Annotated in this window: 23 protein-coding genes; 15 read left to right on the top strand and 8 right to left on the bottom strand. The window is 65.4% G+C overall.

The genetic code is table 11. The features are described 5' to 3' along the window. Positions 1-165: 165 nt before the first annotated feature. Together LQK81_RS23845 and gcvA are read right to left on the bottom strand one after the other, a co-directional pair. Positions 166-1,341, bottom strand: a complete 1,176-nt coding sequence (locus LQK81_RS23845; protein WP_230808906.1) for an aminotransferase — start codon at positions 1,339-1,341, stop codon at positions 166-168. Between the two features lie 29 nt (positions 1,342-1,370). Beyond that, positions 1,371-2,393 (bottom strand): transcriptional regulator GcvA, encoded by a 1,023-nt coding sequence (gene gcvA / locus LQK81_RS23840; RefSeq protein ID WP_230808905.1) that lies wholly within the window; start codon positions 2,391-2,393, stop codon positions 1,371-1,373. Between the two features lie 185 nt (positions 2,394-2,578). Here gcvA and speB point away from each other — a divergent pair, with 185 nt between their 5' ends. The 5 genes from speB to LQK81_RS23815 all read left to right on the top strand — a co-directional run bounded on the left by speB (position 2,579) and on the right by LQK81_RS23815 (position 7,645). Then, a complete protein-coding gene (speB, locus tag LQK81_RS23835) occupies positions 2,579-3,637 on the top strand; it encodes an agmatinase (RefSeq protein ID WP_230808904.1) in 1,059 nt (352 codons plus the stop codon). Positions 3,638-3,703: 66 nt separating this feature from the next. After that, positions 3,704-4,792, top strand: coding sequence for an ABC transporter substrate-binding protein (locus LQK81_RS23830; protein ID WP_269065109.1), 1,089 nt, complete (start codon positions 3,704-3,706; stop codon positions 4,790-4,792). A gap of 164 nt (positions 4,793-4,956) precedes the next feature. Continuing rightward, the gene (locus LQK81_RS23825) at positions 4,957-5,994 is read left to right on the top strand and encodes an ABC transporter ATP-binding protein (RefSeq protein ID WP_230808903.1); all 1,038 of its coding nucleotides are present in this window, start codon (positions 4,957-4,959) and stop codon (positions 5,992-5,994) included. Continuing rightward, entirely contained in the window at positions 5,991-6,845 is an 855-nt protein-coding gene (locus tag LQK81_RS23820) for an ABC transporter permease (RefSeq protein ID WP_230808902.1), read from the top strand. The genes LQK81_RS23825 and LQK81_RS23820 overlap by 4 nt, the downstream gene beginning before the upstream one ends. Next, complete coding sequence (locus LQK81_RS23815) at positions 6,842-7,645, top strand: ABC transporter permease (protein ID WP_230808901.1); 804 nt, start codon at positions 6,842-6,844, stop codon at positions 7,643-7,645. The genes LQK81_RS23820 and LQK81_RS23815 overlap by 4 nt, the downstream gene beginning before the upstream one ends. A gap of 30 nt (positions 7,646-7,675) precedes the next feature. Here the strand turns inward: LQK81_RS23815 and LQK81_RS23810 are convergent, their stop codons facing one another. Then, entirely contained in the window at positions 7,676-8,785 is a 1,110-nt protein-coding gene (locus LQK81_RS23810; protein WP_230808900.1) for a histidinol-phosphate transaminase, read from the bottom strand. A 124-nt stretch (positions 8,786-8,909) separates the two neighbouring features. On the opposite strand from LQK81_RS23810, the gene LQK81_RS23805 reads away from it, so the two are divergent. The 10 genes from LQK81_RS23805 (at position 8,910) to LQK81_RS23760 (ending at position 19,377) form a co-directional block, all read left to right on the top strand. Next, a complete protein-coding gene (locus tag LQK81_RS23805) occupies positions 8,910-9,677 on the top strand; it encodes an SDR family NAD(P)-dependent oxidoreductase (protein ID WP_230808899.1) in 768 nt (255 codons plus the stop codon). Positions 9,678-9,876: 199 nt separating this feature from the next. Continuing rightward, positions 9,877-11,004 (top strand): ABC transporter ATP-binding protein, encoded by a 1,128-nt coding sequence (locus tag LQK81_RS23800; RefSeq protein WP_230808898.1) that lies wholly within the window; start codon positions 9,877-9,879, stop codon positions 11,002-11,004. A gap of 34 nt (positions 11,005-11,038) precedes the next feature. Then, positions 11,039-12,145 carry an ABC transporter substrate-binding protein gene (locus tag LQK81_RS23795; protein ID WP_230808897.1) on the top strand — a complete coding sequence of 369 codons (1,107 nt, stop codon included), beginning with the start codon at positions 11,039-11,041 and terminating at the stop codon, positions 12,143-12,145. 109 nt (positions 12,146-12,254) lie between these two features. After that, positions 12,255-13,199 (top strand): ABC transporter permease, encoded by a 945-nt coding sequence (locus tag LQK81_RS23790; protein WP_230808896.1) that lies wholly within the window; start codon positions 12,255-12,257, stop codon positions 13,197-13,199. Further along, positions 13,196-13,996 carry an ABC transporter permease gene (locus LQK81_RS23785; protein WP_230808895.1) on the top strand — a complete coding sequence of 267 codons (801 nt, stop codon included), beginning with the start codon at positions 13,196-13,198 and terminating at the stop codon, positions 13,994-13,996. Before LQK81_RS23790 ends, LQK81_RS23785 begins: the two co-directional genes overlap by 4 nt. Before the next feature lie 37 nt (positions 13,997-14,033). After that, positions 14,034-15,362, top strand: a complete 1,329-nt coding sequence (hisD, locus tag LQK81_RS23780; RefSeq protein WP_230808894.1) for a histidinol dehydrogenase — start codon at positions 14,034-14,036, stop codon at positions 15,360-15,362. Positions 15,363-15,365: 3 nt separating this feature from the next. Next, complete coding sequence (locus LQK81_RS23775) at positions 15,366-16,379, top strand: zinc-dependent alcohol dehydrogenase (protein WP_230808893.1); 1,014 nt, start codon at positions 15,366-15,368, stop codon at positions 16,377-16,379. A 56-nt stretch (positions 16,380-16,435) separates the two neighbouring features. Next, positions 16,436-17,167 (top strand): histidine utilization repressor, encoded by a 732-nt coding sequence (gene hutC / locus LQK81_RS23770; RefSeq protein WP_230808927.1) that lies wholly within the window; start codon positions 16,436-16,438, stop codon positions 17,165-17,167. A 118-nt stretch (positions 17,168-17,285) separates the two neighbouring features. Next, positions 17,286-18,506 carry a hypothetical protein gene (locus tag LQK81_RS23765; RefSeq protein ID WP_230808926.1) on the top strand — a complete coding sequence of 407 codons (1,221 nt, stop codon included), beginning with the start codon at positions 17,286-17,288 and terminating at the stop codon, positions 18,504-18,506. Between the two features lie 91 nt (positions 18,507-18,597). Next, on the top strand, positions 18,598-19,377 hold the full coding sequence (locus LQK81_RS23760; RefSeq protein ID WP_230808892.1) for a carbon-nitrogen hydrolase family protein: 780 nt from the start codon (positions 18,598-18,600) through the stop codon (positions 19,375-19,377). A gap of 40 nt (positions 19,378-19,417) precedes the next feature. Here LQK81_RS23760 and LQK81_RS23755 read toward each other — a convergent pair whose 3' ends face one another. The 5 genes from LQK81_RS23755 to LQK81_RS23735 all read right to left on the bottom strand — a co-directional run bounded on the left by LQK81_RS23755 (position 19,418) and on the right by LQK81_RS23735 (position 24,677). Continuing rightward, positions 19,418-20,383 (bottom strand): DUF2950 domain-containing protein, encoded by a 966-nt coding sequence (locus LQK81_RS23755; RefSeq protein ID WP_442967181.1) that lies wholly within the window; start codon positions 20,381-20,383, stop codon positions 19,418-19,420. Between the two features lie 23 nt (positions 20,384-20,406). Beyond that, entirely contained in the window at positions 20,407-21,867 is a 1,461-nt protein-coding gene (locus LQK81_RS23750; protein ID WP_230808891.1) for a DUF3300 domain-containing protein, read from the bottom strand. A 246-nt stretch (positions 21,868-22,113) separates the two neighbouring features. Further along, complete coding sequence (locus LQK81_RS23745) at positions 22,114-22,908, bottom strand: transporter (protein WP_442967183.1); 795 nt, start codon at positions 22,906-22,908, stop codon at positions 22,114-22,116. Positions 22,909-23,022: 114 nt separating this feature from the next. Next, the gene (locus LQK81_RS23740) at positions 23,023-24,033 is read right to left on the bottom strand and encodes an inorganic phosphate transporter (RefSeq protein ID WP_230808890.1); all 1,011 of its coding nucleotides are present in this window, start codon (positions 24,031-24,033) and stop codon (positions 23,023-23,025) included. Then, on the bottom strand, positions 24,033-24,677 hold the full coding sequence (locus LQK81_RS23735) for a DUF47 domain-containing protein (RefSeq protein ID WP_230808889.1): 645 nt from the start codon (positions 24,675-24,677) through the stop codon (positions 24,033-24,035). Before LQK81_RS23735 ends, LQK81_RS23740 begins: the two co-directional genes overlap by 1 nt. Between the last annotated feature and the right edge of the window lie 205 nt (positions 24,678-24,882).

Here is a 24,882-nt window from a genome sequence, read left to right as displayed (position 1 = left end):
AGTGAGGGTCCTCTCAATGAAAGCGGTTGGCAATATGCAAAGTCGGAGTAGGGGGTACACGCTTGGGGATAAATGAAGCTGCTCTTATATGCCCTCCAACCTACCGCCTGCCACCCTGGCGCGCGGCTTAAGGACCGCCCCGCATCGTGAGCAAAGCGGACCGGCTTATGCCGGACCGCCGAAATCCTGCAGCCGCTGCCGCAGGAGCCCGATCGTCGGCGCGCCTGCATTGGCGAAGGCAAAGCGCAGGTAGCGTTCCTGCCCCGGGCCGAAGTAGCTGCCGGGCAGGCAGAGGATACCCGCTTCCTTTGCCAATCTTTCTGCAACCTCCGTCGACGTCTCTTCCGCGAAAGGATGGCGGATGAACGAGAAATAGGCGCCGACGGCACCGATCGACCAGCCGTTCAGCCCCTCCATCGTCTCCTTCAATGCCGCCGCACGGCGGGCGATCTCCAGCCGGTTCTCCTCGCGCCAGTCCGAAAGCAGCGGCAACGCCTCTGCGACCGCCGCCTGAGCCGAACGCGGCGGGCAGATCTGCACGTTGTCCATCACCTTCGCCACCTGCTCGACGACCGCGGGGCTCGCGGTGATGGCACCCAGCCGATGGCCGGGAATGCAAAACGCCTTGGAGAAGCTATAGAGACCGATCAGCGTCTCCTGCCAGCCCTCCTTGTCGAACAGCCCGTGCGGGCGCACACCGGCCTCGGGCAGGAAGTCGCGGTAGGTCTCGTCCAGGATGAGCCAGACGCCGCGCGCCCGGCAGAGATCGAACACCGCGGAAAGCAGTTCCGGCGAGTAGACCGCCCCTGTCGGATTGTTCGGCGAGACGAGCGCGAGCGCACGGACATCCGGTGTCATCGCCGCCTCGATCGCCGCGAGATCGGGCTGGAAGCCGTTGTCGGGATCGCAAGGCGCCAGCCGGACCTTCACGCCCAGCATCGCAAGCGTGGTCTCCTGGTTGAAATAGTAGGGATCGCTCATCAGCACGGTATCGCCGGCGCCTGCGACCGCCATTGCGGCACAGATGAAGGCCTGATTGCACCCGGCCGTCACATGGATGTTCTCCGCACCGAGCGCGGCACCATAGACGGAGGCGACATGGGTGCCATAAGCCTGCCTGAGCGCGTCCTCCCCCTCGATCGGGCCGTAGCCGGTATAGGCGGTGGAGGCGGCGTAGTCTCCGAGCCGGCGCAGCATCTCCGGATGGGCGGGATAGCCGGGCACGGCCTGTGACAGGTCGATCAGCGGCCCCTTGCTGCCATTGTAGCTTCTGCCCCAGGCAAACACGGTGGGGATCGGCGGCGCGGCAAGGTTCGCAACGAGGGGATTGAATCTGGGCATGGGACAGGTCCTTGCAGTGGATTGGCGCCTCAGGCGCGTGTCTTGCGTTTTCGAGTATTGTCGTGCGGACGTGTGCGCGGCGAAGACACCGGCTGATAGCCATCGCCGCTGCGGCCGCCGCGGGTGCGCAACAGCATGCGCGCGGACGCCTGCGGTTCGGGCAGGCCATCCTCCTCGAGCGAGGCGAACAGCCAGTCGATGAAGACCTTGACGATCGGTGCCGCGCGCACCTCCTGCCGGCAGGCGACATAGAAGGCATCGTTTGCCGGAACCGAAAGGTCGAAAGGCACGACCAGTTCGCCGCGCGCGATCAGGCTCGCCGCGGTGATCGTGTCGCCGAGTGCTATGCCTTGGCCGTGAAGCGCGGCCTCGGTGGAAAGACGCGCGTCGCTGGTGAAGAGCTGCTGCCCCTTCGGAAGATCGACCGCATCGGCGGCGGCGAACCAGGTGTTCCACTCCCGCCCGTCGCGATCGCCATGCAGCAGCATATGGTCGGAGAGATCGCGCACGGAACGAAGCGGCCTGCTGTTGAGCAGGGTCGGGCTGGCAATCGGAAACAGCCGCAGGTGGCTCCACAGACGGGTCCAGCAATCGGGCCAGTTGCCGTCGCCGTAGAGGATCGACACGTCGACGTCGCGCGAGAAGACCTGCGCCGGCTCGTTGGAGGCGACGAGGCTCAGCTTCACGTCGGGATACTGCTCGGTAAAGCGGTTGAGGCGCGGAACGATCCAGAATGAAAGAAGGGCCGGCACGCAGGTGATCGTCAGCGAGCCGCTCGTCGCCGGCCGCTTCATCAGCGCGGTGGCGGCGGCAATGCCGCCGAAGGCCTCCGTCACCGCCGGCAAAAGCAGCGCGCCTTGCGACGTCAGCTTCAACCGCTTGCCGCCGCGCTCGAACAGGACCGCACCGAGCGATTCCTCGAGCGCCCGGATCTGGTGGCTGATGGCGCCATGGGTGACGTTGAGTTCGCGGGCTGCGGCCGTCACCGAACCGCGCCGCGCCGCCGCCTCGAAGGCGCGCAACGGATTGAGGGGCGGCAGTCGGTTCGACATGGCAATCGGAGCGGATTCATATGTGAAATTTTCTCACACAAAAAGCTATAACATTGTCAATTGATTTTCCAATCGTTTTGCGACGTAATCATAAAAACAAGGGCAAAAGCCCGGGGGAACGACACTATCGGCAGCCAGGCCCGGCTCCCCCGCTTGCCCTATTGCGACCAGAAGCGAGGCGGACGATGGCATTCGACGACAGCAAGCTCCAGGCATTGCGGGAGAAATTCGGCGACGGACACGGCGGGGACATCTTCGATCCGGCCTTCCGCAAGGTCGCCGACAAGATCTTCTCCAAGAGCGGCACGCGGCTCGCGCCCTATGCGGGCGTGCCGACATTCCTTTCTGCCCCGCACATGCCGGTCGAGGCGGAGGACCCGGACTTCGGCAACCTGCAGGTGGCGATCACCGGCGTTCCGATGGATCTCGGCGTCACGAACCGCAACGGCTCGCGCTTCGGACCGCGCGCCATGCGTTCGATCGAGCGCATCGGCCCCTACAATCATGTCCTCGACTGCGCGCCCGTGCAGGAACTGCGCGTCGCCGACATCGGCGACGTTCCCTTCCGCAGCCGCTACCGGCTGGAGATGAGCCACGAGGACATCGAGAAGCGCTTCAACCAGATCGTCGATGCCGGCGTGATCCCGCTTGCCGTCGGCGGCGACCATTCGATCACCCACCCGATCATGAAGGCCGTCGGCAAGAAGCAGCCGGTCGGGATGATCCACATCGACGCCCATTGCGACACCAGCGGCTCCTTCGACGGCACCAAGTTCCATCACGGTGGCCCGTTCCGCAACGCGGTGCTCGACGGCGTCCTCGACCCGACCCGCACGATCCAGATCGGCATCCGCGGCTCGTCGGAATATCTCTGGGAGTTCTCCTACGATGCCGGCATGACCGTCATCCATGCCGAGGACGTCTCCGGCATGGGCATCCCTGCCATCATCGAGAAGGCGAAGGCGATCGTCGGCGATGGCCCGACCTACCTCTCCTTCGACATCGACAGCCTGGATCCGAGCTTCGCGCCGGGAACGGGAACGCCGGAAATCGGCGGCCTCACCACCCGCGAAGTGCTGGAACTGGTGCGCGGCCTCAAGGGCATCAATCTCGTCGGCGGCGACGTCGTCGAGGTCGCCCCGCAATATGACGCCACCACCAATACCGCGCATGCCGGCGCCCAGGTGCTGTTCGAAATCCTGAGCCTGATGGTGTTCAGCCCTTCCGTCATCGCCAAGGCTTGACTTGCAATATAAAATGGGAACAACCCGGCGGCCGGAAGCCGTCTGGCAAAGAATGGAGTAAGGACAATGCGTGATATTCTCAACGCCACCGTGAGCCGCCGCGGCGTGCTCGGCGCCGGCATGGCGGGCGCGTCGCTGCTGGCGATGCCGTCGATCCTGCGTGCGCAGGAAAAGTCCCTGAAGGTCGGCGTCTACGGCGGATACTTCAAGGATTCGTTCGACAAGAACATCTTCCCGGAATTCACCAAGGCGACGGGCATCGCGGTGGAATCCATCGCCGAGCCGACGGGAGAGGCCTGGCTGGTCCAACTCGAACAGGCCGCACGCGCCGGCCAGGCACCGGCCGACGTCTCGATGATGTCGCAGGTGGCCATGCTCAAGGGCCAGGCGACCGAGCTCTGGGCGCCGCTCGACATGGGCAAGATCAAGAACGGCGAGAACCTGATCGAGCGCTTCGTCAACAAGTATCCGGACGGCCGGGTCGCCGGCATCGGCGCCGTCGCCTGGTACATCACGCTCGTCACCAACACCGCCGTTTACGAGCAAGCACCGGAAAGCTGGGCAGCCTTCTGGGATCCGGCGAACGCCGACAAGCTCGGCCTGCTCGCACTCGTATCCAACTCCTTCCTGCTGGAAGTGACCGCCAAGACCTTCCTCGGCGGCACCAGCGTGCTCGACACGGAGGAGGGCATCCTCAAGGCCTTCGACAAGCTCGCCGAGGTCAAGCCCAATGTAGCTCTCTGGTATCGCGACGAGGCCCAGTTCGAGCAGGCGCTGAAATCGGGCGAGATCCCGATGGGCCAGTACTACCACGACGTCACCGGCCTCGCCGCCGCCGACGGCCACCCGGTCCGCTCCACCTTCCCGAAGGAAGGCGGCATCCAGGATTCGGGCTGCTGGGCGCTGTCGCGCGCCTCTCAGAAGGTCGACGAAGCGCATGTCTTCATCGACTACATGAGCCAGCCGGCGATCCAGGCGGTGCTGTCGCGCAAGGTCGGCACGGCGCCGACGGTCCGGCGTGACCTGCTCGACCTGACGGATGCGGAATTCGCCGCCGTTTCCTCCGACATCGAGCCGATCATCCCGCGCTACGACATGTACCAGACGAAGTCCGACTGGCTGAACCAGAAGTGGACCGAACTGATCGTCGGCTGAGCGGCGCGGACCCTCATCCGGCCTGCCGGCCACCTTCTCCCCGTGAACGGGGAGAAGGCAAGCGGCAAACTCCGCACATTCCCTCTCCCCCGCTTGCGGGGAGAGGGTTAGGGTGAGGGGCAGTCACAACCTGAATGCTCGCAAACCTGCGGAGCGGAGACCATATGTCCGGATTGACACTCCAGAACGTCACCAAGGAATTCGGCAGCTTCACGGCGGTGAAGAACGTCGATCTCACCGTTCCGCACGGCACCTTCGTCTGCCTGCTCGGCCCGTCCGGCTGCGGCAAGACCACCTTGATGCGCATGATTGCCGGACTGGACCTGCCGACCGCGGGCGCGATCAACCTGGACGGCACGGACATCACCCGCGTCCCGACCCACAAGCGCGATCTCGGCATGGTGTTCCAGTCGCTGGCGCTGTTCCCGCACCTGACGGTCGGTGAGAACATCGCCTATTCCCTGCGCATCCGCGGCGCCGGCAAGGAAGACCAGAAGAAGCGCGTCGACGAACTGCTGTCGATGATCCATCTGTCCGGCTATGCCGACCGCCCGGTGGCGAAACTCTCCGGCGGCCAGCGGCAGCGCGTCGCCATTGCGCGTGCACTCGCGATCTCGCCGAAGCTGTTCCTGCTGGACGAGCCGCTGTCCGCGCTCGACGCCAAGCTGCGCGAGGCCATGCAGGTGGAATTGCGCCAGTTGCAGCAGCGTCTCGGCATCACCACCATCGTCGTCACCCACGACCAGCGCGAGGCCATGACCATGGCGGACACGGTCGTGGTCATGAACGGCGGCGAGATCCGCCAGGCCGCCGCGCCGGTCGAGATCTACCGCCGTCCCGCCGACACCTTCGTCGCCGACTTCATCGGCATGACGAACCTCATCGACTTCTCCGCAGACAGCGCCGGCCGGGCCACGGTGCTGGGCGCCGTCGTGGAAAACCTCGCCATTCCCGCCGGTCTTTCCAGAGGCGTGCTGTCGGTCCGTCCCGAGGATGTTCACCTGACTGCCCCCGGCCATGGCGCGATCGAAGCGAGGGTCACCTTCGTCCGCGACCTCGGCGGCACGATCGAGACCTTCGTCGAGGCCGGCGACAAGCAGATCGTCGCCGTCTCGATGCCGAATGCGCGACCCGACGTGAGCGTCGGCCAGAACGTCGGCATCAGGCTTTCGCCCGATGCCTGCGTGGTGTTGAAGTCATGAGACGCGAGGCGCCGCAGAGACTGGCCGACTACGGCCCGCTGCTGTTTCCGGCAGGCATGCTGATCGTCTTCTTCGTCATCCCGTTTGCGACGATGATCGCGGTGTCCTTCTTCCAGCGCGATCCGGCCGGCTTCTATTCGACGGCCTTCGTGTTCGACAATTATGCCCGGTTCCTCAGCCTCTTCTTCGGCAAGGTGCTGGGTTTCTCCCTGTTTCTCGCGGTGACGGTCGCCATCTGCTGCGTCGTCATCGCCGTTCCCTTCACCTACCTCCTGTCGCGCGCCCGCCGCAGGACGCAGGTCCTGTGGCTCGTTGCGCTCCTGTCGGTGCTGTCGCTGTCCGAGGTCATCATCGGCTTTGCCTGGTCGACGCTGTTCTCGCGCACGGCCGGCATCACCAACCTTCTCGTCGCCATCGGGCTGATGAGCGAGCCGGTGGCGTTGAATCCGAGCTTCGGCGCGGTGCTGACGGCGATGGTCTACCAGGCGCTGCCCTATACCGTGCTCGTGCTCTATCCCGCACTGGTCCGTCTCGACCCGACGCTGACGGAGGCCGCCCGCACGCTCGGTGCGTCGCCGGTCAAGTCGTTCTTCACCGTCGTCGTGCCGGCGCTCAGAAACACCATCGTCGCGACGCTGATCATGGTCTTCATCTTCGCGCTCGGCTCCTACCTGCTGCCACAGATCCTCGGCCGGCCCCAGCACTGGACGCTGTCTGTGCTGATCACCGACCAGGCGATCTATCAGTCGAACATGCCGTTCGCCTCCGCCATGGCCGTGTTCCTCGTGCTCGTCACGCTTGGCCTCGTCGCACTCACGCTGATCGCCGGCCGCAAGGGAGAAGCCGCATGACCACGTTTCTCCAGCGTCTCTATCTCGGCCTCGTCGGGCTGTTCCTGTCGCTGCCGCTGATCGTCGTCGCCGGCGTCTCGGTCAACGAGAAGCAGACGCTCGCCTTTCCCCCGCAGGGCTTCTCGCTCTCCTGGTATGGCGAGATCTTCACCAATCCGGAATGGCGCAACGCGCTTCTCGCATCGATCACGCTCGCCGCGGTCTCGGCGGCATTGGCGCTCGCGATCGCGCTGCCGCTCTCCTGGTTCCTCTGGCGGCGACACGCGCCCTGGGCCAACATCTTCCAGCTTCTCGGCATCGCACCCTTCACCCTGCCGCCAGTCATCACCGCGCTCGGAATGCTCACGTTCTGGGCGACGACCGGGTTCTACGGCCAGCCGTGGACGGCGGCGATCAGCCACGCGATCTTCTTCGTCACCCTGCCGCTGGTGACGCTCTCGCTCGGCTTCTCCTCGATCGACCGTTCGCTGGTCGAGGCGGCCGCCACCATGGGCGCCGACGACCGGAGGATCTTCCGAACCGTCGTGCTGCCGCTGATCCTGCCCTATCTCGTCTCCGGCTATGCCTTCGCCTTCGTGCTGTCGCTCAACGAGTACATCGTCGCCTACATGACCGTCGGCTTCACCATGGAGACGCTGCCGATCAAGATCTTCAACGCGCTGCGCTACGGCTACACGCCGACCATGGCGTCGGTGACGATCCTGTTCGTCGCGATCGCCACCCTGATCTTCGGCCTCGTCGCCCGCTTCGGCGACCTGCCGAAACTTCTGGGAGCGATGGCGAATACCGACAAGCACTAGGCTCGCACGGCGAGCCTAGTGCTTGTCGGATCATGCAGGGCTCACGGCCTTCAAGGCTGCCAGGAAGTGATCGTTCTCGACCGGGCTGCCGATGCTGACGCGGACGAAGGTCTCAAAACCCGGCTGCTTCCACGGCTTGACGATGACGCCGCCGGCGAGCAGCGCCTCTGCCAGCACCGTCGCATCCCGGTCGGCATCGAAGAACAGGAAGTTGCATTTCGACGGCGCGATCCTGTAGCCGAGGTCGAGCAGGGCCTTCCCGATGCGGTCGCGTTCGGACAGCGCCATGGCGACGGAAAGGTCGAGATGCGCCGGGTCGGCGAGCGCTGCGAGTGCCGCCGCCTGGGCGACGGCGTTGGTGTTGAACGGCGTCCGGACGCGGTCGAAGAAGCCGCAGAGTTCGGCCGAGCTCGCAATGCCGTAGCCGATGCGGAGACCGGCCAGCCCGTAGGCCTTGGAGAAGGTCCGGAGCATGGCCCAGTTCAGCGGCGTGCCGCGGAGCAGATCGACGGTCGAGGGATAGTCCTGGCCCGCAGCATATTCGGCATAGGCCTCGTCGACGACGACAAGCGTCTCCGGGTCCACCGCCGCAATCACGCGGTCGAGTTCGGCCGGCGTCAGCCAGGAGCCGACCGGATTCATCGGATTGGCGAAGAGAAGCATGCGCGGCTTGCGGCGCGCCGCCGCCACGAGCGCGTCGACATCGATCGTCAGGTCCGGTCTCACGGCGATGCGATCGACCCGCCCGCCCATCAGCGTCGTATAGTCCTCGTGCAGCGGGAAGGACGGGTAGAGGGTGGCCACGGTATCGCCCGGGCGCACCACCGCACGGCAGATGACGGCGATCAGATCCTCCGAACCGTTGCCGAGGACGACCTGGCTCTCCTCCACGCCGAACCTGCCGGCGATCTCGGCTGTGAGTGCCCGTCCGCTCGGGTCCGGATAGAGCCGCGCCAGTTCATGGATCGCGGAGAGCACAGATGCGATGCCTGCCGAGGGACCGTTCGGGTTCTCGTTCGAACCGAGCTTGGCCACCACCTCGACCCCGTGGCGCCGCCTGACCTCGTCGATGGTCAGGCCGGCATTGTAGGGCGCAATGGCGAAAACCTCTTCGCGAATGGGGCTTGAAGGATCTGCCATCTGCGTATTCTCCATGTGCATCGTTCGAGCCGCCGCTAGGTCGGCGCCGTCAGTCTGTACATATGTATAGACATGTAAAGCGTTTAATGCTGTGATCCCGAAACCAGCCATGAAAGGAGCCGCCATGCCCCGCCCCCTCTTCGATCTCGCCGGCCGTCGCGCGCTGGTGACGGGCGCCAGTCGCGGCATCGGCCAGACGATCGCCGTGGCCCTTGCCGGCGCGGGCGCCGACATCGCGGTGACCGCCCGGAAACCGGAACAGCTTTCCGAGACGATCGCCCTGGTCGAGCAGGCCGGCGCAAGATGCGTGGCGCTGGCGCAGGACGTGCGCGACGTCGATGCCTCCACCGCGACGATCGGGAAGGCGGCGGAGGCCCTCGGCGGCCTCGACATCCTCATCAACAATGCCGGCTTCGAGAACGTCCGCCCCTCGCTCGACGTCGACGAGGCGCTGTGGGACAGCATCGTCGACACCAATCTCAAGGGCGCCTTCTTCTGCGCCCGCGCCGCCGGCCGCATCATGGCGGAGAGGGGCGGCGGGGCCATCGTCAATCTCTGCTCGCTCACCTCCTTCGTCGGCATCCCGACCGCCGTTCCCTACGGCGCCTCGAAGACCGGCCTGCTCGGCATGACACGTGCACTGGCAACGGAATGGGCTGCCCACGGCATTCGCGTCAACGCAATCGCGCCGGGCTATTTCCGCACGGCGATGACGGAAGTCTTCTACGACGACGAGGCCTGGCAGGAGCGCATGCTGGCCAAGATCCCGCAAGGGCGCTTCGGCGGCGAGGGCGACATCGGCGGGGTGGTGATTTTCCTGTGCAGCGATGCGGCGGCCTATGTCACGGGCCACTGCATCCCGGTGGACGGGGGATACCTCGCTTCGATATGAGAGACGGCGCGGAAGCATCGAAAGCATGGCCCAGCGGCGGGCCTGCACATATTCGAGGCAACTCGCGCAACAGCATGTTTTATGCGCAGATGCGATTGACGTCACTTGTACGTATTTGTATAGGCAACTTGGCGCCATGAACGGATTCCCCGGAAACCGCCATGCCGCGCAGGAGCCCGCAAGGGCAGGGGGAATAGTCATGGCAGCCGCTTCCGCCGAACGTCGCGGGCCCCGCGATACCATCGCCGTCTCCGTCCGGGACGTCGGCATGGTCTTCGGCGACGTGCATGCCGTGCGCAATGCCTCCTTCGACCTTCCGAAGGGCAGGTTCCTCACCATCCTCGGCCCCTCCGGTTCCGGCAAGACCACGCTGCTTCGGATGATCGCCGGCTTCGACGCGCCGACGAGCGGCGAGATCTATATCAACGACCGCCCCGTCAGTGCCGTTCCGCCCCATCGCCGCGCGATCGGCATGGTGTTCCAGAAGCTGGCACTGTTCCCGCACATGACGGCGGCCGAGAACGTCGCCTTCCCCCTGAAGATGCGCCGCCACGACGCCCGCGCGATCCCCGAGAAGGTCGAACGCTATCTTGAGCTCGTCCGCCTCGGCGGCTATGGCGGCCGCCGCATCAACGAGCTTTCCGGCGGCCAGCAGCAGCGCGTGGCGATCGCCCGGGCGCTGGTATTCGAGCCGGATCTGCTCCTGCTCGACGAACCGCTCGCAGCCCTCGACCGCAAGCTCCGCGAGGAGATGCAGCTGGAGTTCCGCCGCATCCAGAAGGAACTCGGCGTCACCACCATCAACGTCACCCACGACCAGCGCGAGGCGCTCGTCGTCTCCGACGAGGTGATCGTCATGGAAGGCGGTCTGATCCAGCAGAAGGCGGAGCCGGTGCAGGCCTATCGCACCCCGGCCAACGCCTTCGTCGCCAATTTCATCGGCGTCACCAACTTCATCGAGGGCGTCGTTGCCGCCCGCGACGGCGCTTCGGTGTCGGTCAGCGCACATGGCTGCACGCTTCCCGGCGTCGCCGTCGGCGAAGCGCTGGCCGGTGGCGACGCCTGCGCGGGCGCCGTGCGCGCCGAGCAGATCCGCATCGCCCCGCGCGCCGAAACCCTCGGCAATCTCGACACCCTCGTCGAGGGCACGGTCGTCGATGCCATCTTCGAGGGCGAGCGCATCGTCTACGAAGTGCGGGTGCCGGGTCTCGGCGACCAGCTTTTCCGCGTCTTCGACCACGATCCCGTCAACCACCTGCAGTTCAGCCCGGGCGATTCCGTCTGCCTCGGCTGGAATGCGCGGGACATGCATGTCTTCAAGAAGTAAACCAGAGAAGGTTTCGGCCAGAGGAGAACGCACGATGTCACATGATAAATTCCTGACCACTGAAATCCGCCGCCGCACGCTGCTCGCCTCGATGGCGGCCGTCGGCGCATCCGCCACGCTCGGCACCGGCAAGGCCTTTGCCCAGGAACCGGAGAAGCCGGCCGAGATCATCGTCCGCGCCTGGGGCGGCAGCTGGGTCGACAGCCTGAAGGCCGGCGTCTCCGACAGCTTCACCAAGATGACCGGCATCGCCGTCCGTCACGACCTGACCGAGGACAACGAGATCCAGCCGAAGGTCTGGGCCGCCGTCGCGCAGAATCGCGTACCGCCGATCCACATCAACTGGGACACGACGACGAATGCCACCAAGTCGGCGCTGCGCGGCGTCACGGAAGACCTGTCCGATCTGCCGAACCTGAAGAACACCACCGAGCTTGCCAAGCCGGTCGGCCTCGACGGCTACCCGATCGTCAACACCTACGGCTATGTCTACGTGCTGGCCTATCGCCCCTCCGCCTTCCCGGATGGCCCGCCGAAGTCCTGGAAGGACCTGCTCGATCCGAAGCTGAAGGGCCGCATCGCGCTTTACAATGACGGCATCGGCTTCCACTTCCCCGCCCAGGTCGCCGGCGGCGGCAAGCTGGAGGACATCCCGGGCAACATGCAGCCGGCCTGGGACTTCATCGCCAAGGTCAAGGAACAGCAGCCGCTGCTCGGCGAGGACCCGGACTTCACCACCTGGTTCCAGAAGGGCGAGATCGACGCGGCCTGCACCATCTCCACCAACGCTCGCGAAGCCAGGAAGAACGGCATCGAACTCGCCTGGGTCGTGCCGGAGGAAGGCGCCAAGTTCGACACCGACGGCCTGTGGATCCCCAAGGGCCTGCCGGAGAACGAGCTCTACTGGGCCAAGCAGTACATCAACCACGCCCTGACCAAGGAAGCCCAGCAGGTCTGGCTGGACGGCCTCGGCCTTCCGGGCGTCGTCCCCGGCCTGACGCCCCCGGCCGACCTCGTCGGCGACCCGTCCTATCCGACGACCGAAGAGGACTTCAAGCACCTCATCCGTATCTCGTCCAAGATCCAGGTCGAAAACGAGAGCCAGTGGTTCTCGAAGTTCAAGGAAATCATGCAGGGCTGATTGCCAGCGCTTCCCCGCCGCGCCGTCGGGTGCGGCGGGCTCCTGGCGGGCCGTTGCCCACAGGAACCGGGTCATGCCCCCGAGGGCCATCGCAAGCAGGACGGAAACGATGCGCAGATCCCGTGCCGCCTATCCATGGACGTGGCGCGTCATGGACGGGCTCGAAAGCCTCGCCGCCCGCCTCTGGCCGGCCCGCTTCGAGAAGGGCTTGCCCTATCTCATGCTGGCGCCGGCGGTGCTTCTGGTCGGCATTCTGGTGCTGGGCCTCGTCCAGATCGGCGATTCCAGCCTGCGCGTCCTCGACACCTCCACCTTCCTGATGTCGGAGGATCTGACGCTTGCGAACTACCAGCGGGCGTTGACGGAGAGCTTCTTCGCCACCGTCGCCGGGCGCAGCCTGCTCGGCTCGGTGATCGTCACGATCGTCACCCTGATCTTCGCCTTTCCCTATGCCTATCTGATGGTACGCACGCCGTCCTCGGCCCTGCGCAAGTTCCTGCTGGTGGCGCTGTTCCTGCCCTTCTTCATCGGCCAGGTGGTGCGCGCCTATGGCTGGCTGATCATCCTCGGCAACCAGGGCATGGTCAACGAGGCCCTCGGCCTCGTCGGCGTGCCGCCGATGCGGCTTCTCTACAACTATCCCGCCGTCCTCTTCGGCCTCGTGCAATACATGCTGCCCTTCGCCGTCCTGATGCTGGCGCCGGCGCTGACGGCGATCCCGGCCGAACTGGAATCGGCCGCAAGCTCGCTCGGCGCCAACTGGCTGCGCACCTTCCGCCATGTCGTCCTGCCGCTTGCGCGCCCGGGCCTCGTCGGTGCCGGTCTCGTCGTCGTCACCCTGTCTCTGACCGACTTCGCCATTCCGGCCATCCTCGGCGGCGGCTCGCAGGATTTCATCGCCAACGCCATCTACGACCAGTTCTTCCGCACCTCCGACCAGGGCATGGGCGCGACGCTGTCCCTGATGCTCGTCGCCGTCGGCTCGCTTCTGGTCGGGCTCGTCTTCATGCTGTTCGGCGCCGGCACGCTCGCCATGACCGGAGGCCGCAAATGACCGGCAGCCGCAGCAAGTCCGTCGTCATCTGGACCTTCGTGATCGCAGCCCTCGTCATGCTGTCGGCGCCGACGATCGTCGTGCTCGGCGCGTCCTTTACCGCCGGCAACATCATCACCTTCCCGCCGGAAGGGTTGTCCTTGAAATGGTACGGTGCGATCGCGCAGGCGAGCGACCTACGGCAGGCCTTCATCCGCTCGCTGATCGTCGCCACCATCTGCACGATCGTCTCGATCCCGGTCGGAACGCTCGCCGGCATCGCGCTCGCCAAGTATCGGGTCCGCTTCGCCCGTTCCATCCAGATCTACCTGCTTTTGCCGTTCACGATCCCGCTGATCGGCTCGGGCATCGGCATGATGCTGGTGTTCGGCAACATGGGCGTGCTCGGCAGGCTCTGGCCGGTCGGCATCGCCTGCTGCGTCATCAACCTTCCCTTCATGATCTGGGCGGTGACGGCGAGCGCCAGCAACCTCTCGCCCGACCTCGAGCTCGCCGCCGCCAATTGCGGCGCGCCGCCGCTGCAGCGCTTCCTCTACATCACCCTGCCCGCCGTCTTGCCGGGCGTCATCACCGGCTCGCTGCTGATGTTTATCCTGGCGCTCAACGAATTCCTGGTCAGCCTGCTTCTGGTCGATGCCCGCAGCGTCACCCTGCCGGTGCAGATCTACAATTCCATCCGCTCGATTATCACGCCGGACCTCGCCGCCATATCGGTGGTCTTCATCGCCAGTGCCGCGATTGCGATCGCGGTGCTCGACCGGCTGGTCGGGCTCGACATTTTCCTCAAATCGAAATGACGGCGCAGCCCCGCTGGCCTGCATGAAGGACAAGACCATGACTGACGTGTCATTCTACGAATATCCGAAGTTGTCCGCCGACGAGAAGGCCGCCCTGCTGCGCCGCTCGGAAACCGACATCTCGAGCTTCATCGAGAAGGTCGCCCCCATCCTCGAGGCGGTCCGCACCGAAGGCGACGCGGCACTCGCGCGCTTCGGCCGCGATCTCGACAAGGCTGCCGTCACTGAGGCGAATCTGAAGGTGACCGAAGCCGAATTCGACGCGGCCTTCAAGCTAGTCGACGACAGCGTCATCGAGTCCATCAAGTTCGGCATCGAGAACATCCGCCATTTCCACGAGGAACAGAAGCCCGAGGCGATGTGGCTGAAGGAGATCCGGCCCGGCGCCTTTGCCGGTGACCGCTTCACGCCGATCCGGTCGGTGGCGCTCTATGTCCCGCGCGGCAAGGGCTCGTTCCCGTCGGTCACGATGATGACGTCGGTGCCGGCGGTCGTCGCCGGCGTGCCCGAACTTGCGATCGTCACCCCGCCGGCGCCGGACGGCACGGTGGACGCGGCAACGCTCGTGGCCGCCCGACTTGCCGGCGTCGAGACAGTCTACAAGGTCGGCGGCGCCCAGGCCGTCGCCGCCGTCGCCTACGGCACCGAAACGGTGAAGCCTGCGCTGAAGATCGTCGGCCCCGGCAGTCCCTGGGTCGTCGCTGCCAAGCGCGCGTTGTCCGGCGTCATCGACACCGGCCTGCCGGCCGGACCCTCGGAGGTCATGATCCTCGCCGACGACACTGTCCATGGCGGCCTAGCCGCCCTCGACCTCCTGATCGAGGCGGAACACGGCCCGGATTCGTCCGCCTATCTCGTCACCCACAGCCGCCGTGTCGCAGAACAAGCGCTGGCGGCACTTCCCGACCACTGGAGCCGGATGACCGAACAGCGCGTCGCCTTCTCCAAGGCGGTGCTGACCGGCAAGACCGGCGGCGTGGTGCTGACCTCGTCGATCGAGCAAAGCTACGCCTTCGTCAACGCCTACGCGCCGGAGCACCTGGAACTGCTCTCCACCGAGCCCTTCATCCATCTCGGCCACATCACCGAGGCCTCGGAGATTCTGATGGGCACGCACACGCCCGTCAGCATCGCCAACTTTTCGCTCGGGCCGAACGCAGTGCTGCCGACAAGCCGCTGGGCGCGCACCTTCGGCCCGCTGTCGGTGACCGATTTCGTCAAGCGCAGCTCGATCGGCTACGTCACCGCACCGGCCTACCCCGAATTCGCCAGGCATTCGCACAACCTGGCGCTCTACGAGGGCTTCTCCTCGCATGCGCTCGCCGTATCGCCTGTGCGCGACGCCTATCTGAAGAAGGATGCCTGAGCGATGAAGGCCGTCCGGCTGTATGATGCCATGGACCTGCGGGTGGAGCAGGCCGAGCGTCCCGGCACCCCGCCCGCCGGCTTCGTCAATCTCGACGTCCGCGCGGCGGGCATCTGCGGATCGGACCTGCACAACTACCGCACCGGCCAGTGGATCAGCCGCCGGCCCTCCACCGCCGGCCACGAGTTCTGCGGCCGGGTGACCGCGGTGGGCGAGGGGGTGTCCGATCTGTCCGCCGGCGACCTCGTCGTGGCGGATTCGCGCTTCTGGTGCGGCGAATGCCCCGCCTGCCGGAGTGGCCGCAGCAATGTCTGCGAGAGACTCGGCTTCGTCGGCGAGGTCTGCGACGGCGGCTTTGCCGAAGCCGTTCAACTCCCCGCCCGTCTGCTCGTGAGTCATGAAGCATCGGTGCCGGCAAGGGTTGCGGCGATGGCCGAGCCGCTCGCAGTCGCCTTGCACGCCGTACGCCGCCTTGCCCCCGGCGCCGGCGAACCGGTGCTCGTCGTCGGCTGCGGCACGATCGGCGGCCTGACCGCGTTGCTGCTTTCCGACCTGCACGACGGCCCGGTCCTGCTCTCCGACCGCAACGCTGCCCGGGCGGAGACGGTCGCACAATTGACCGGCGGCCGGATCGTCGCGCTCGATGCCGGGGCCGTTTCCACGGCCCTTGGCGACGCACGGCTGCGCCATGCGGTCGATGCGACCGGAAGCACGGCGGCGATCGCAGCCGCGCTGGACCTGCTGCACGGCGGCGGGGCGCTGGCTCTCGTCGGCATCAGCCACGGTCGTCTCGATTTCGACCCCAACGTTCTGGTCGAGCGCGAAATCGCGCTGGTCGGCTGCCACGCCTTCGCCGGCGAACTGCCCGATGCCGTCGCGCTTCTGCCGCGGCTTGCCGAAAGGCTGGCCCGCCTGATCGAGATCCTGCCCTCGCTCGATGCGGTACCCGACGCCTATGAAAGGCTGCTGAAGGGCAAAACGGCCGCGCTCAAGACCATCGTGGCGATTGCCGACTGACGGCGACACCGGCAGCCGGCTTGAACGGGAGCGACAATATGCGGGAGACAGTGACCATGGACGTGCTTTCCGATTCCGCGTCCCCTCTCTACGAGAAGGTCAAGGATTTCGTCCTCGGCAACATCGGCAGCGGCAAGTGGGCGCGAAACACACGGCTGCCGTCGGAACACGAACTCGTCTTGGCACTCGGGGTATCCCGCATGACGGTGCACCGCGCCCTGCGGGAGCTGACGTCCGAGGGCCACCTGCGCCGCATCCAAGGTGTCGGCACCTTCGTCGCCCCGCCGAAACCGCAGTCGACGCTGATCGAGATCAGCAACATCGCCACCGAGATCCGCGCCCGCGGCAGCCGCCATCGTGCCGAGGTCGTCGTGCTGGAGCGCATCGAGTGGCCAACGCCGCAACTGCTGCTCGCCTTTGAGTTCGCCGCGGCGCGGCGGGTGGACCATTCCATCATCATCCACTTCGAAAACGACCTGCCGGTGCAGCTCGAGGAGCGCTACGTCAACCCCGATCTCGTCTCCGGCTATGTCGAGCAGGACTTCACCCGGACCGCCACCTATGACTACCTGCAGAACGCGACGCCGCTGACGGAGGTGGAGCACCTGATCAGCGCCCGGCCCGCCGGCGCAGACGAGGCGCGCCTGCTCCATATCCAGCCGGGCGACAGCTGCCTGGTGCTCGATCGCAAGACCTGGAGCGGCCCCGTCGTCGCCACCGTCAACGTCTTCAGCTATGTCGGCAGCCGCTACACGCTCGGCAGCCGCTATCGTCCAGACAGCAAATGAGGCCGGTGAAAATGCCTGGCCTGCCAGCCTACAGGAGTCCCCGCCCATGAGCATCGCCCCCAGCAGGACTGCGGAGATCCGCCGGCTCGCCGGCGCGCGCGACGGCGTGGCAGAAGCCATGCTCGTCGAGCTTCTGCGCAGTCTCTTTTCGATCGAGGCCACGGGCCTGACGATCAATCACGACCAGTACAGCCTCAACTCGCTGAACGGCTTCTTCGAGACGGCGGACGGCAGCTTCTTCTTCAAGTTCCATCAGGAGGACGGCGAGGAGGCGATGACCGGCGAATACTACCGCGCCGACATCCTCGCCCGCGCCGGCCTGCCCGTCGACCAGCCGGTGCTGATGTCCGTCCTGCCGGGCGAGCAGATCCTCGTCTATCGCCGCCGCACCGATCCCCGCTTTTCCGACGTGCTGCGCGCGCTCGACCTGCAGCCGGACGCCGATGGGATCGACCTTGCCGTTGCCGCCGAGACGGGCCTGACCGAAGCCGTGCTCGCGGTCTACCGGCAGACATTGCATCCCGTGACGCCGCAGCAGGCGGCCGCAGAGCCCGTCCACCGGCTGTTCCACGGCCGGCTGGTGGAACTCCCCGAAGGCCATTACCCCGGCGGGCGTCTCGCGGGCTTCTACGTTGGCAAGCACTTTGCCTTTGATGGCGCGAGCCTCGTCTGGAAGACGTTTTCGCAGGCGCGGTTCCGTGTCAACGGCGTGTTCTATGAAAGGTCTGTCGGCGAACTTTTCGACGCCGCCGTACAGCGGCTGAAGCCGGAGAGCCTTGCCGACGCCGGCGGGGTGACCGCCCATGGCGACGCCCACAATGCCAATGTCTGGTATCAGGAGAAGGAGGGCCGCGCCGCGCTCGCCTTCTTCGACCCGGCTTTTGCCGGCGAGCATGTGCCGACGCTTTTGGCAGAGATCAAGACGACCTTCCACAACATCCTCGCCCACCCGCTCTGGCTCTACGATCCCGCGCTGGCGGCGGAGCGCTATTCGGCGACGGCGGCCTATGCCGATGGCGTGCTCGACGTCACCACGGACTGGGCGCCGAGCGCCGTACGGCTCGGCCTCCTGCAGGTGAAGGCCGAGCGGCTGTGGCGTCCGCTGCTGGCCGAGCTCGCCGCCCGCGACATGCTGCCGGCCGACTGGCGCACGGTGATCCGTCTCGGCCTGTTCCTCTGCCCCACGCTGGTGATGAACCTGCGGGCGGGCGCCACGACACACAATCCGGTCTCCTCGCTGATCGGCTTTTCCGTCGCCGTCATGGCGGGAAGCGAGCCCGTCGAGGGTGACGACGTCGTGTCGCGCTTTCTCAATTCCATCGATCCTGCCAAGGGATGACGGCTTGCAGCGAACCGTGCCGGAGTGGCAGGTTTGCAAATGCACCGGACGCCCCCATATTCCAGGGCGCCCGCAACCGGGAGGATAGTGCATGAAGATCGCAGCCCTGCAGATGCAGGCCATCCCCGGCGACGTCGATACCAACGTCGCGCGGATCGCCAGCGCCGCGAAGGCGGCCGCCGAAGGCGGGGCGAAGCTCCTGATCGCGCCGGAACTCGCTGTGCCGGGCTACGGCGCCGGTGCCGCCTTTGCCGGGACTGCCTCGCCGGCCGAAGGCGCGATCGCAGACAGCCTTTCGGCGATCGCCCGCAAAAGCGGCCTTGCGATCATCGCAGGCTTTGCCGAGCGCGACGGCGACGACGTCTATAACAGCGCCCTTTTCACCGACGGCATCGGGACGAACGCCGTCTACCGCAAGTCCCATCTCTACGGCGACTACGAGCGGCAGTGGTTTCGCCCCGACGTTCCATCCTCGGTGCAGGTCAAGCTCTGCGGGCTCAATCTCGGCATGCTGATCTGCTACGACGTCGAGTTCCCGGAGAACGTCCGCCGGCTGGCGCTTTCCGGCGTCGACCTCGTCGTCGTGCCGACGGCGCTTCCGAAGAGCGCCTCGGGCACCTTCGTCGCCGAGAAGATGATCCAAGTGCGCGCCTTCGAAAACCAGGTCTTCGTCGCCTATGTCAATCATTGCGGCGCCGACGCCCTGTTTGGCTATGCCGGCCTGTCGCGCATCGCGGCACCCGACGGCAGCCTGCTGGCGCAAGCGCCGGCAGAAGGGGAGGCCCTGATCTTCGCCGAGATCGACCCTGCCGCCTATGCGGGTTCGCGGGCGGAGAACACCTACCTCGCCGACCTGGCACGCCAGGTCTGAGCCCAGCCTGCGCTGCATCGCGCAGCGCCCGAGCCGACTGTCATTCCTGGACGATGTCCCATTCGTCGTTCGGGTTGAAGGTGCGGATCCGTGAGGCAATCTCCGGCGTATTCTCGCCGAGGTCGGCCTCGTAGATGATCCCGTTCTTGTTGACGAGGAAGGTCTTCACGCCGGTGATGCCGTACCGGACGGGCCAGGCCACCACGCCGTGACCGGCGATCATGTTGCCGTTGATGACATAGTCGTACTTGCCGCCGGCGATATTGTCGCCCTGTCCGCCGAGGATGCGGTAGCGGTAGCCGTGATAGCCTTCGCCGGCCTTTGCCTTCTCGAACGCATCGCCATCGGCGAGCGCCGGGCCGGCCGGGCTCTGCTCGGCGTCACCCTGCTCGGCCGGCCAGTAGAGCCCGTCGTGCGCGCCCTCGCTGCTGATCAGCTTCTGGGCATATTCGAGCACCCCGTCGCCGTCCCGATCCTGCGAGGCATAGTCCTCCTGGGCATCGACATAGGCCTTCAACGTGTCGATCGTCTCCAGTTCGTTCTCGCCCACGTGCCGGTCGGCAATCTCGTCGAGGCCGGCAAGCGTATCGAAGGCCCACTTGCCGTCGTCGTGGCGGACGATCGGGAAGGGAAGGGGCCAGAGGATGTTGCCGATCTCGAGGATCTTGTCAGCGCCCTCATCGACGACGACCACCTTCTCCTGCACGCCGGCCTGGATGTCGGCAAACGTGTCCATCGCGTCGCCGCTTGTCTTGGCCTTGGCCGGATCGAGACCCAGAAGTTCCGCCAGTTGGTCGAACCCGCCATCCGTCACGGCAAACTTGAAGGCCTCCACCGCCTTTTCCGGGGTGTCGAAGCCGGGCGGATCCTTCTCCGACAGGAATTCCGTGAGCGGCGTGTCGTCCGGCTCGTCCGCGGCCATCGCCGGAACCTGCAGCATTGCGCCACCGATAAGGATCGCTCCGGTGAGCGAGCGTACCAGCCTGTCAAAAGCAATTTTTCTCATCTTCGCCTCCCGACCGGTTCGTCTCAGCGCCTGTGACCGCCACCGCCGCCGCGGGACCTTCCGCCGCCATGATGACCGCCACCGCCACCCCGGCGGCCGCCCGAGGCCTGCGGCCGGCGATGGCCGCCGCCGCCACTCATGGATTGCCGCCCGCGCTGCGATGCAAACTGCGTCTTCTTGCCGTTACCCACCTTGCCGAGCGCCGACGGCTTTCCGCCGGAGCGCTTCTGCGCCTGCCCGCCGGGCCGCGGCTTGTTCGCCTTGCGGTTGATGTTCTGCGACTTGGCGCCGGTCACCTTCTTGGCAGCGGCGGAACTGCCCGCGCGATTGGCGACGTTCCCGCCATCCCTGCGCGCGGCAGCCGCCTGTCCGCCGCGATCGATGTTGCCTCGGTCGATGTTGCCGGCCCGCTGGCGGGCGCGATCGGCATCCACCTTGCTCTTGCGAACATCGTCGACCGAGATCTTCCCGCCCCGGTTGGCGATCCGGCCGTCGCCGTTGCGGCGCACCTCCTTCGCACGGTTCGCGATGTTGTTGTCGCGGTTGCCCTTGAACTCGTTCTTGAGCCTGTCGCGATCGACATTGGTAAACTGGTTCTTGTCGAACTTGATCTTCGAACGGTCGACGTTCTTCCAGTCGACGTCGTTCATCTTGAACTTGTCGCGATCGATGTCGATGTCGTTGAAGCACTTGTCGCAATCGATGTCGACGTCGCCGTCCCAGCGGCCGCCCCACACGCCCCAGTCGTCCCAGTCCACCGTCGCAGCCCAGATCGCGCCACCGGTGATGGCGGCTGCGAAATAGGGGGCGGACGGATAGTAGTAGCTGGGGTAGGGATCGTCGTAGTAGGTGATGGGGGCGGGCACGTAGCCGGGCTCATAGAGCATCTCCGGCTCGTATCGCGGCACATACACCTTCTCCGGGTCGGCCGGCTGGATCACCACGTTGTCGCCCTGGTTGACGATCTGCACCTTGTCGTCCGTCTTGATGACACCGTCGGCGACGGCCTTGTCGCGCAGCGTCTGGATGGCCATGAGCACGTCCTTCTGCTGGTAGGCCAGCGCGCTACCGAGCGCCTGGGTCCAGTCGAGGTCCTCGCTCATCATCTTGACGATATCAGGATAGTTGAGCAGCGAAATGATGCTGCTGTCCCAGCTGTCTTTCGGCTGCAGGTCCTTGTCCTTTGCCTTCTGCTGCAGGAACCGCTCGGCCTCGACGATCTGCAGCGGATAGAGCGAGGCGGAGCTGACGAGGGCGACCAGTTCGTCCGGATAGAGCGCAACGCGCGCAACCAGAACCTCGAGTTCGTCTTCTGTCAGAAGATCCGGCTGCTCGTCGCCATCCTGTCCGGTCGCGGCGGATGCGGCCGCCGTCTGCTCCTGCGCCAGCGCCCGGCCTGCCGGTTGGAAACCCCCGGCAAGACCCAGCAACAGGGCGACGGCAAGACCGGAACGCAATTGACACGAAAACCTGTCGGCACCCATGACCTCGGCCCTCCCTGCTTCAGTCTCGAGAAATCCAATCGCCCAACGGCGATATCCGGGTCTGCAGACCCATCGGCACGGTATCGGATGCACGCATAGCTTGAACCGCAAGGCAGTACAAGGAATGACGGGATTGTTCGTTTATTATTCATCAAGCAGCGGAATAAAGATAGATGGTCCCTCCAAGGCAGACCCATGCGGTGGCGGAGTACCCACGGACGCCGGCATGACCGGGCCGGCGTGTCTCTACTGCGGAAAAAGAAACGTCACCACGAAGCGGAAGCCGAGGCCTTCCGGGCCGTTTTCCGGCGCGTCGGCCCAGTAGCGCAGGCCGGCCGTGAAACTCACCGGCTGCCGATCGAATTTCACCAGTTTTCCGACCATGACATTGACGGGAACCGACCACTGGTCGCCCTCCCAGTCGTAGGTGGATTCGGTGTTGAGGGTGAACGTCCACGCATCGTGGGTCGTGTAGGACAGGAAGGGCTGCAGGAAGGTCGAATTGACGTCCGTGCGGTCATCCTGACCGGCAAACGACCAGATATGGTTGGCCAGAAGCCCATAGGTCCAGGGACCGTCCTGCTTCAGCGCCACGCCGGTCGGGCCGGCGCCCCATTTGCCGCTGCCGGTGAGATCGTCCGTGGCGGTCGGGATCAGGAATACCGGGCCGAGGCCCCAGATCAATCCGCCGGGTCCGGGTTGCTTGGGAGAGAAGAACAGGCTCTGGGTGATATCGCCGAGCCCGAACTGGTGGCCCGACGGACCGGCAATGTCATCCTGCCAGATGACCGGCATGATGGTCCGGGAGATGAGGTTCCAATCATCGTTCAGCGATATGGGGACGACAGGCTGGATGTTCAGCGTCTCCCGGTTCCCGTCTTCCGGACCGAAGCCACGGTCGTAGTTGAACTGGAACGGTACGCTGATCATCGACGCGACGGGATTGGACAGCTTCTTCGCCAGGTCGGCGCTGCTCTCCTGCGCGACCGCGGCATTCGTCAGAGCAAAACTCACGCTGAGAAGGGCGGTCACCCGCATCATTCCGCCTGCCATGCTCGTCCCCCGAAAAGCAGCCGCGAATCCTCATCCGCAAGGGAGGGTGCACGCAAAGCCGGAGACTGGCAAGCGTCGTGATTGGAAATCGACGAGCCGGCTTCAGTGGCCACCAAAGAGGTTGACGGCCCAATAGGTCAATGCCGACACGAGGGCCGCCGCCGGCAGGGTCACGAACCACGCGATCACGATATTGCCCGCAAGCCCCCAGCGCACCGCCGAGACGCGCCGCGCCGCGCCGACGCCGATGATCGCGCCGGTGATGGTGTGCGTGGTCGAGACAGGAATGCCGAGCCAGGTGGCTGCGAACAGTGTGATCGCACCGCCCGTCTCCGCGCAGAAGCCCTGCATCGGGTTGAGCCGGGTGATCTTCGAGCCCATCGTGTGGACGATGCGCCACCCGCCGAAGAGAGTGCCCAGCGCGATTGCCGCCTGGCAGGTGATGACGACCCAGAATGGGACGTAGAATTCCGAACCGAGGTGGCCCTGCGAATAGAGAAGAACCGCGATGATACCCATGGTCTTCTGCGCATCGTTGCCGCCATGGCCGAGAGAATAGAGCGAGGCGGAAATGAACTGCAGCCCGCGGAAAGCCTTGTCGACGGCGAACGGCGTCTGCCGCACGCAGACCCAGGAAACGATCAGGACCAGCATCAGCGCAAGGAAAAAGCCGATGGCCGGCGACATGAAGATGGCACCTACCGTCTTCAGCACGCCAGAGAGCACGATCGAATCGAAGCCGCTCCGTGCCAGCCCCGCGCCAACGAGCCCGCCGATCAGCGCATGCGAGGAACTGGAGGGAATTCCGAACAGCCAGGTGACGACATTCCAGATGATCGCGCCCATGAGTGCCGCAAAGATCACCGCCGGCGAAATGATTGCCGGATCGATGATCCCCCTGCCGATCGTCTCGGCCACATGCAGGCCGAAGAACAGGAAAGCGATGAAATTGAAGAACGCGGCCCACATCACCGCAAATTGCGGCCGCAGCACCCGCGTCGAGACGATCGTGGCGATCGAGTTCGCCGCGTCGTGCAACCCGTTCAGGAAATCGAACAGGAGCGCGATGCCGATGAGCGCCACCAGCAGCGGAAAGGCAAGCGTCGCGTCCATCAGACGTTCTCGATCACGATGCCGCTGATTTCGTTCGCCACGTCCTCGAAGCGGTCGACCACCTTCTCCAGTTCGCCATAGAGCTCGCTGCCGATCATGTAGGCCATCGGATTGGAGGCGCCATGGCGCTGGAACAGGTCCTTCAGGCCCTTCTCGTGCAATTCGTCTGCGCGGCCCTCGATGCGCATCACCTCCTCGGCGATCGAATTCAGACGCGTCGCGTTGGTGCCGATCTTGTGGAGCAGCGGCACGGCCTCGGCCACGAGGCGGGCGGCCTTCACGACGATCGCGCCCATTTCCTGCATGCCGGGGTCGAAACTCTTCTGCTCGAACAGGCGGATCGTCTTGACCACCTTGTGCATCATGTCGATTGCGTCGTCGAGCGATTGGATCAGGTCCTTGATGTCGCCGCGATCGAAGGGGGTGATGAAGCTCTTGCGCACGGCAAGCAGCACGTCGGCCGTGATGCGGTCGGCCTTGTCTTCCAGTTCGACGATCCGGCTGCAGTGCTGTTCCAGCGCCGGACCGCCCGCCAGAACCTTCTCAAGCGCCTCCGCCGCCTCGACCACCGTCAGCGCGTGTGCGTCGAAGAGGTCGAAGAAGCGGTCTTCCCGGGGCATCAGGGCGCGAAACCAGCTCAGCACGATCGTTTTCCCATATATGACAGTTTTGTGACAGCCCATAACGGGTTGCGGCCGCGATGGAAAGGTGCGGACGGGCGGATATCACCGGCTTGCTTGCGCTAGGCCACACAATTCACCGTCCATTCGCAACTTCAATGGCGTTCTCGGAGCGTCGGGCCGGTCTTCAGGCTGATCGGCGTCGTGCCGGCGACGGCAAGCGAAGGTG

Origin of the sequence: Rhizobium sp. GN54 (assembly GCF_021026345.1) — a bacterium.
Classification (GTDB): Bacteria; Pseudomonadota; Alphaproteobacteria; order Rhizobiales; family Rhizobiaceae; genus Mycoplana.
This window is presented reverse-complemented; position numbering and strand designations above follow the sequence as displayed.

Bases quoted from the DNA above. Each gene is read 5' to 3' on its own strand.
- LQK81_RS23845 (WP_230808906.1), bottom strand. From the start codon at position 1,341: ATGCCCAGATTCAATCCCCTCGTTGCGAACCTTGCCGCGCCGCCGATC.
- gcvA (WP_230808905.1), bottom strand. From the start codon at position 2,393: ATGTCGAACCGACTGCCGCCCCTCAATCCGTTGCGCGCCTTCGAGGCG.
- speB (WP_230808904.1), top strand. From the start codon at position 2,579: ATGGCATTCGACGACAGCAAGCTCCAGGCATTGCGGGAGAAATTCGGC.
- LQK81_RS23830 (WP_269065109.1), top strand. From the start codon at position 3,704: ATGCGTGATATTCTCAACGCCACCGTGAGCCGCCGCGGCGTGCTCGGC.
- LQK81_RS23825 (WP_230808903.1), top strand. From the start codon at position 4,957: ATGTCCGGATTGACACTCCAGAACGTCACCAAGGAATTCGGCAGCTTC.
- LQK81_RS23820 (WP_230808902.1), top strand. From the start codon at position 5,991: ATGAGACGCGAGGCGCCGCAGAGACTGGCCGACTACGGCCCGCTGCTG.
- LQK81_RS23815 (WP_230808901.1), top strand. From the start codon at position 6,842: ATGACCACGTTTCTCCAGCGTCTCTATCTCGGCCTCGTCGGGCTGTTC.
- LQK81_RS23810 (WP_230808900.1), bottom strand. From the start codon at position 8,785: ATGGCAGATCCTTCAAGCCCCATTCGCGAAGAGGTTTTCGCCATTGCG.
- LQK81_RS23805 (WP_230808899.1), top strand. From the start codon at position 8,910: ATGCCCCGCCCCCTCTTCGATCTCGCCGGCCGTCGCGCGCTGGTGACG.
- LQK81_RS23800 (WP_230808898.1), top strand. From the start codon at position 9,877: ATGGCAGCCGCTTCCGCCGAACGTCGCGGGCCCCGCGATACCATCGCC.
- LQK81_RS23795 (WP_230808897.1), top strand. From the start codon at position 11,039: ATGTCACATGATAAATTCCTGACCACTGAAATCCGCCGCCGCACGCTG.
- LQK81_RS23790 (WP_230808896.1), top strand. From the start codon at position 12,255: ATGCGCAGATCCCGTGCCGCCTATCCATGGACGTGGCGCGTCATGGAC.
- LQK81_RS23785 (WP_230808895.1), top strand. From the start codon at position 13,196: ATGACCGGCAGCCGCAGCAAGTCCGTCGTCATCTGGACCTTCGTGATC.
- hisD (WP_230808894.1), top strand. From the start codon at position 14,034: ATGACTGACGTGTCATTCTACGAATATCCGAAGTTGTCCGCCGACGAG.
- LQK81_RS23775 (WP_230808893.1), top strand. From the start codon at position 15,366: ATGAAGGCCGTCCGGCTGTATGATGCCATGGACCTGCGGGTGGAGCAG.
- hutC (WP_230808927.1), top strand. From the start codon at position 16,436: ATGGACGTGCTTTCCGATTCCGCGTCCCCTCTCTACGAGAAGGTCAAG.
- LQK81_RS23765 (WP_230808926.1), top strand. From the start codon at position 17,286: ATGCTCGTCGAGCTTCTGCGCAGTCTCTTTTCGATCGAGGCCACGGGC.
- LQK81_RS23760 (WP_230808892.1), top strand. From the start codon at position 18,598: ATGAAGATCGCAGCCCTGCAGATGCAGGCCATCCCCGGCGACGTCGAT.
- LQK81_RS23755 (WP_442967181.1), bottom strand. From the start codon at position 20,383: ATGAGAAAAATTGCTTTTGACAGGCTGGTACGCTCGCTCACCGGAGCG.
- LQK81_RS23750 (WP_230808891.1), bottom strand. From the start codon at position 21,867: ATGGGTGCCGACAGGTTTTCGTGTCAATTGCGTTCCGGTCTTGCCGTC.
- LQK81_RS23745 (WP_442967183.1), bottom strand. From the start codon at position 22,908: ATGATGCGGGTGACCGCCCTTCTCAGCGTGAGTTTTGCTCTGACGAAT.
- LQK81_RS23740 (WP_230808890.1), bottom strand. From the start codon at position 24,033: ATGGACGCGACGCTTGCCTTTCCGCTGCTGGTGGCGCTCATCGGCATC.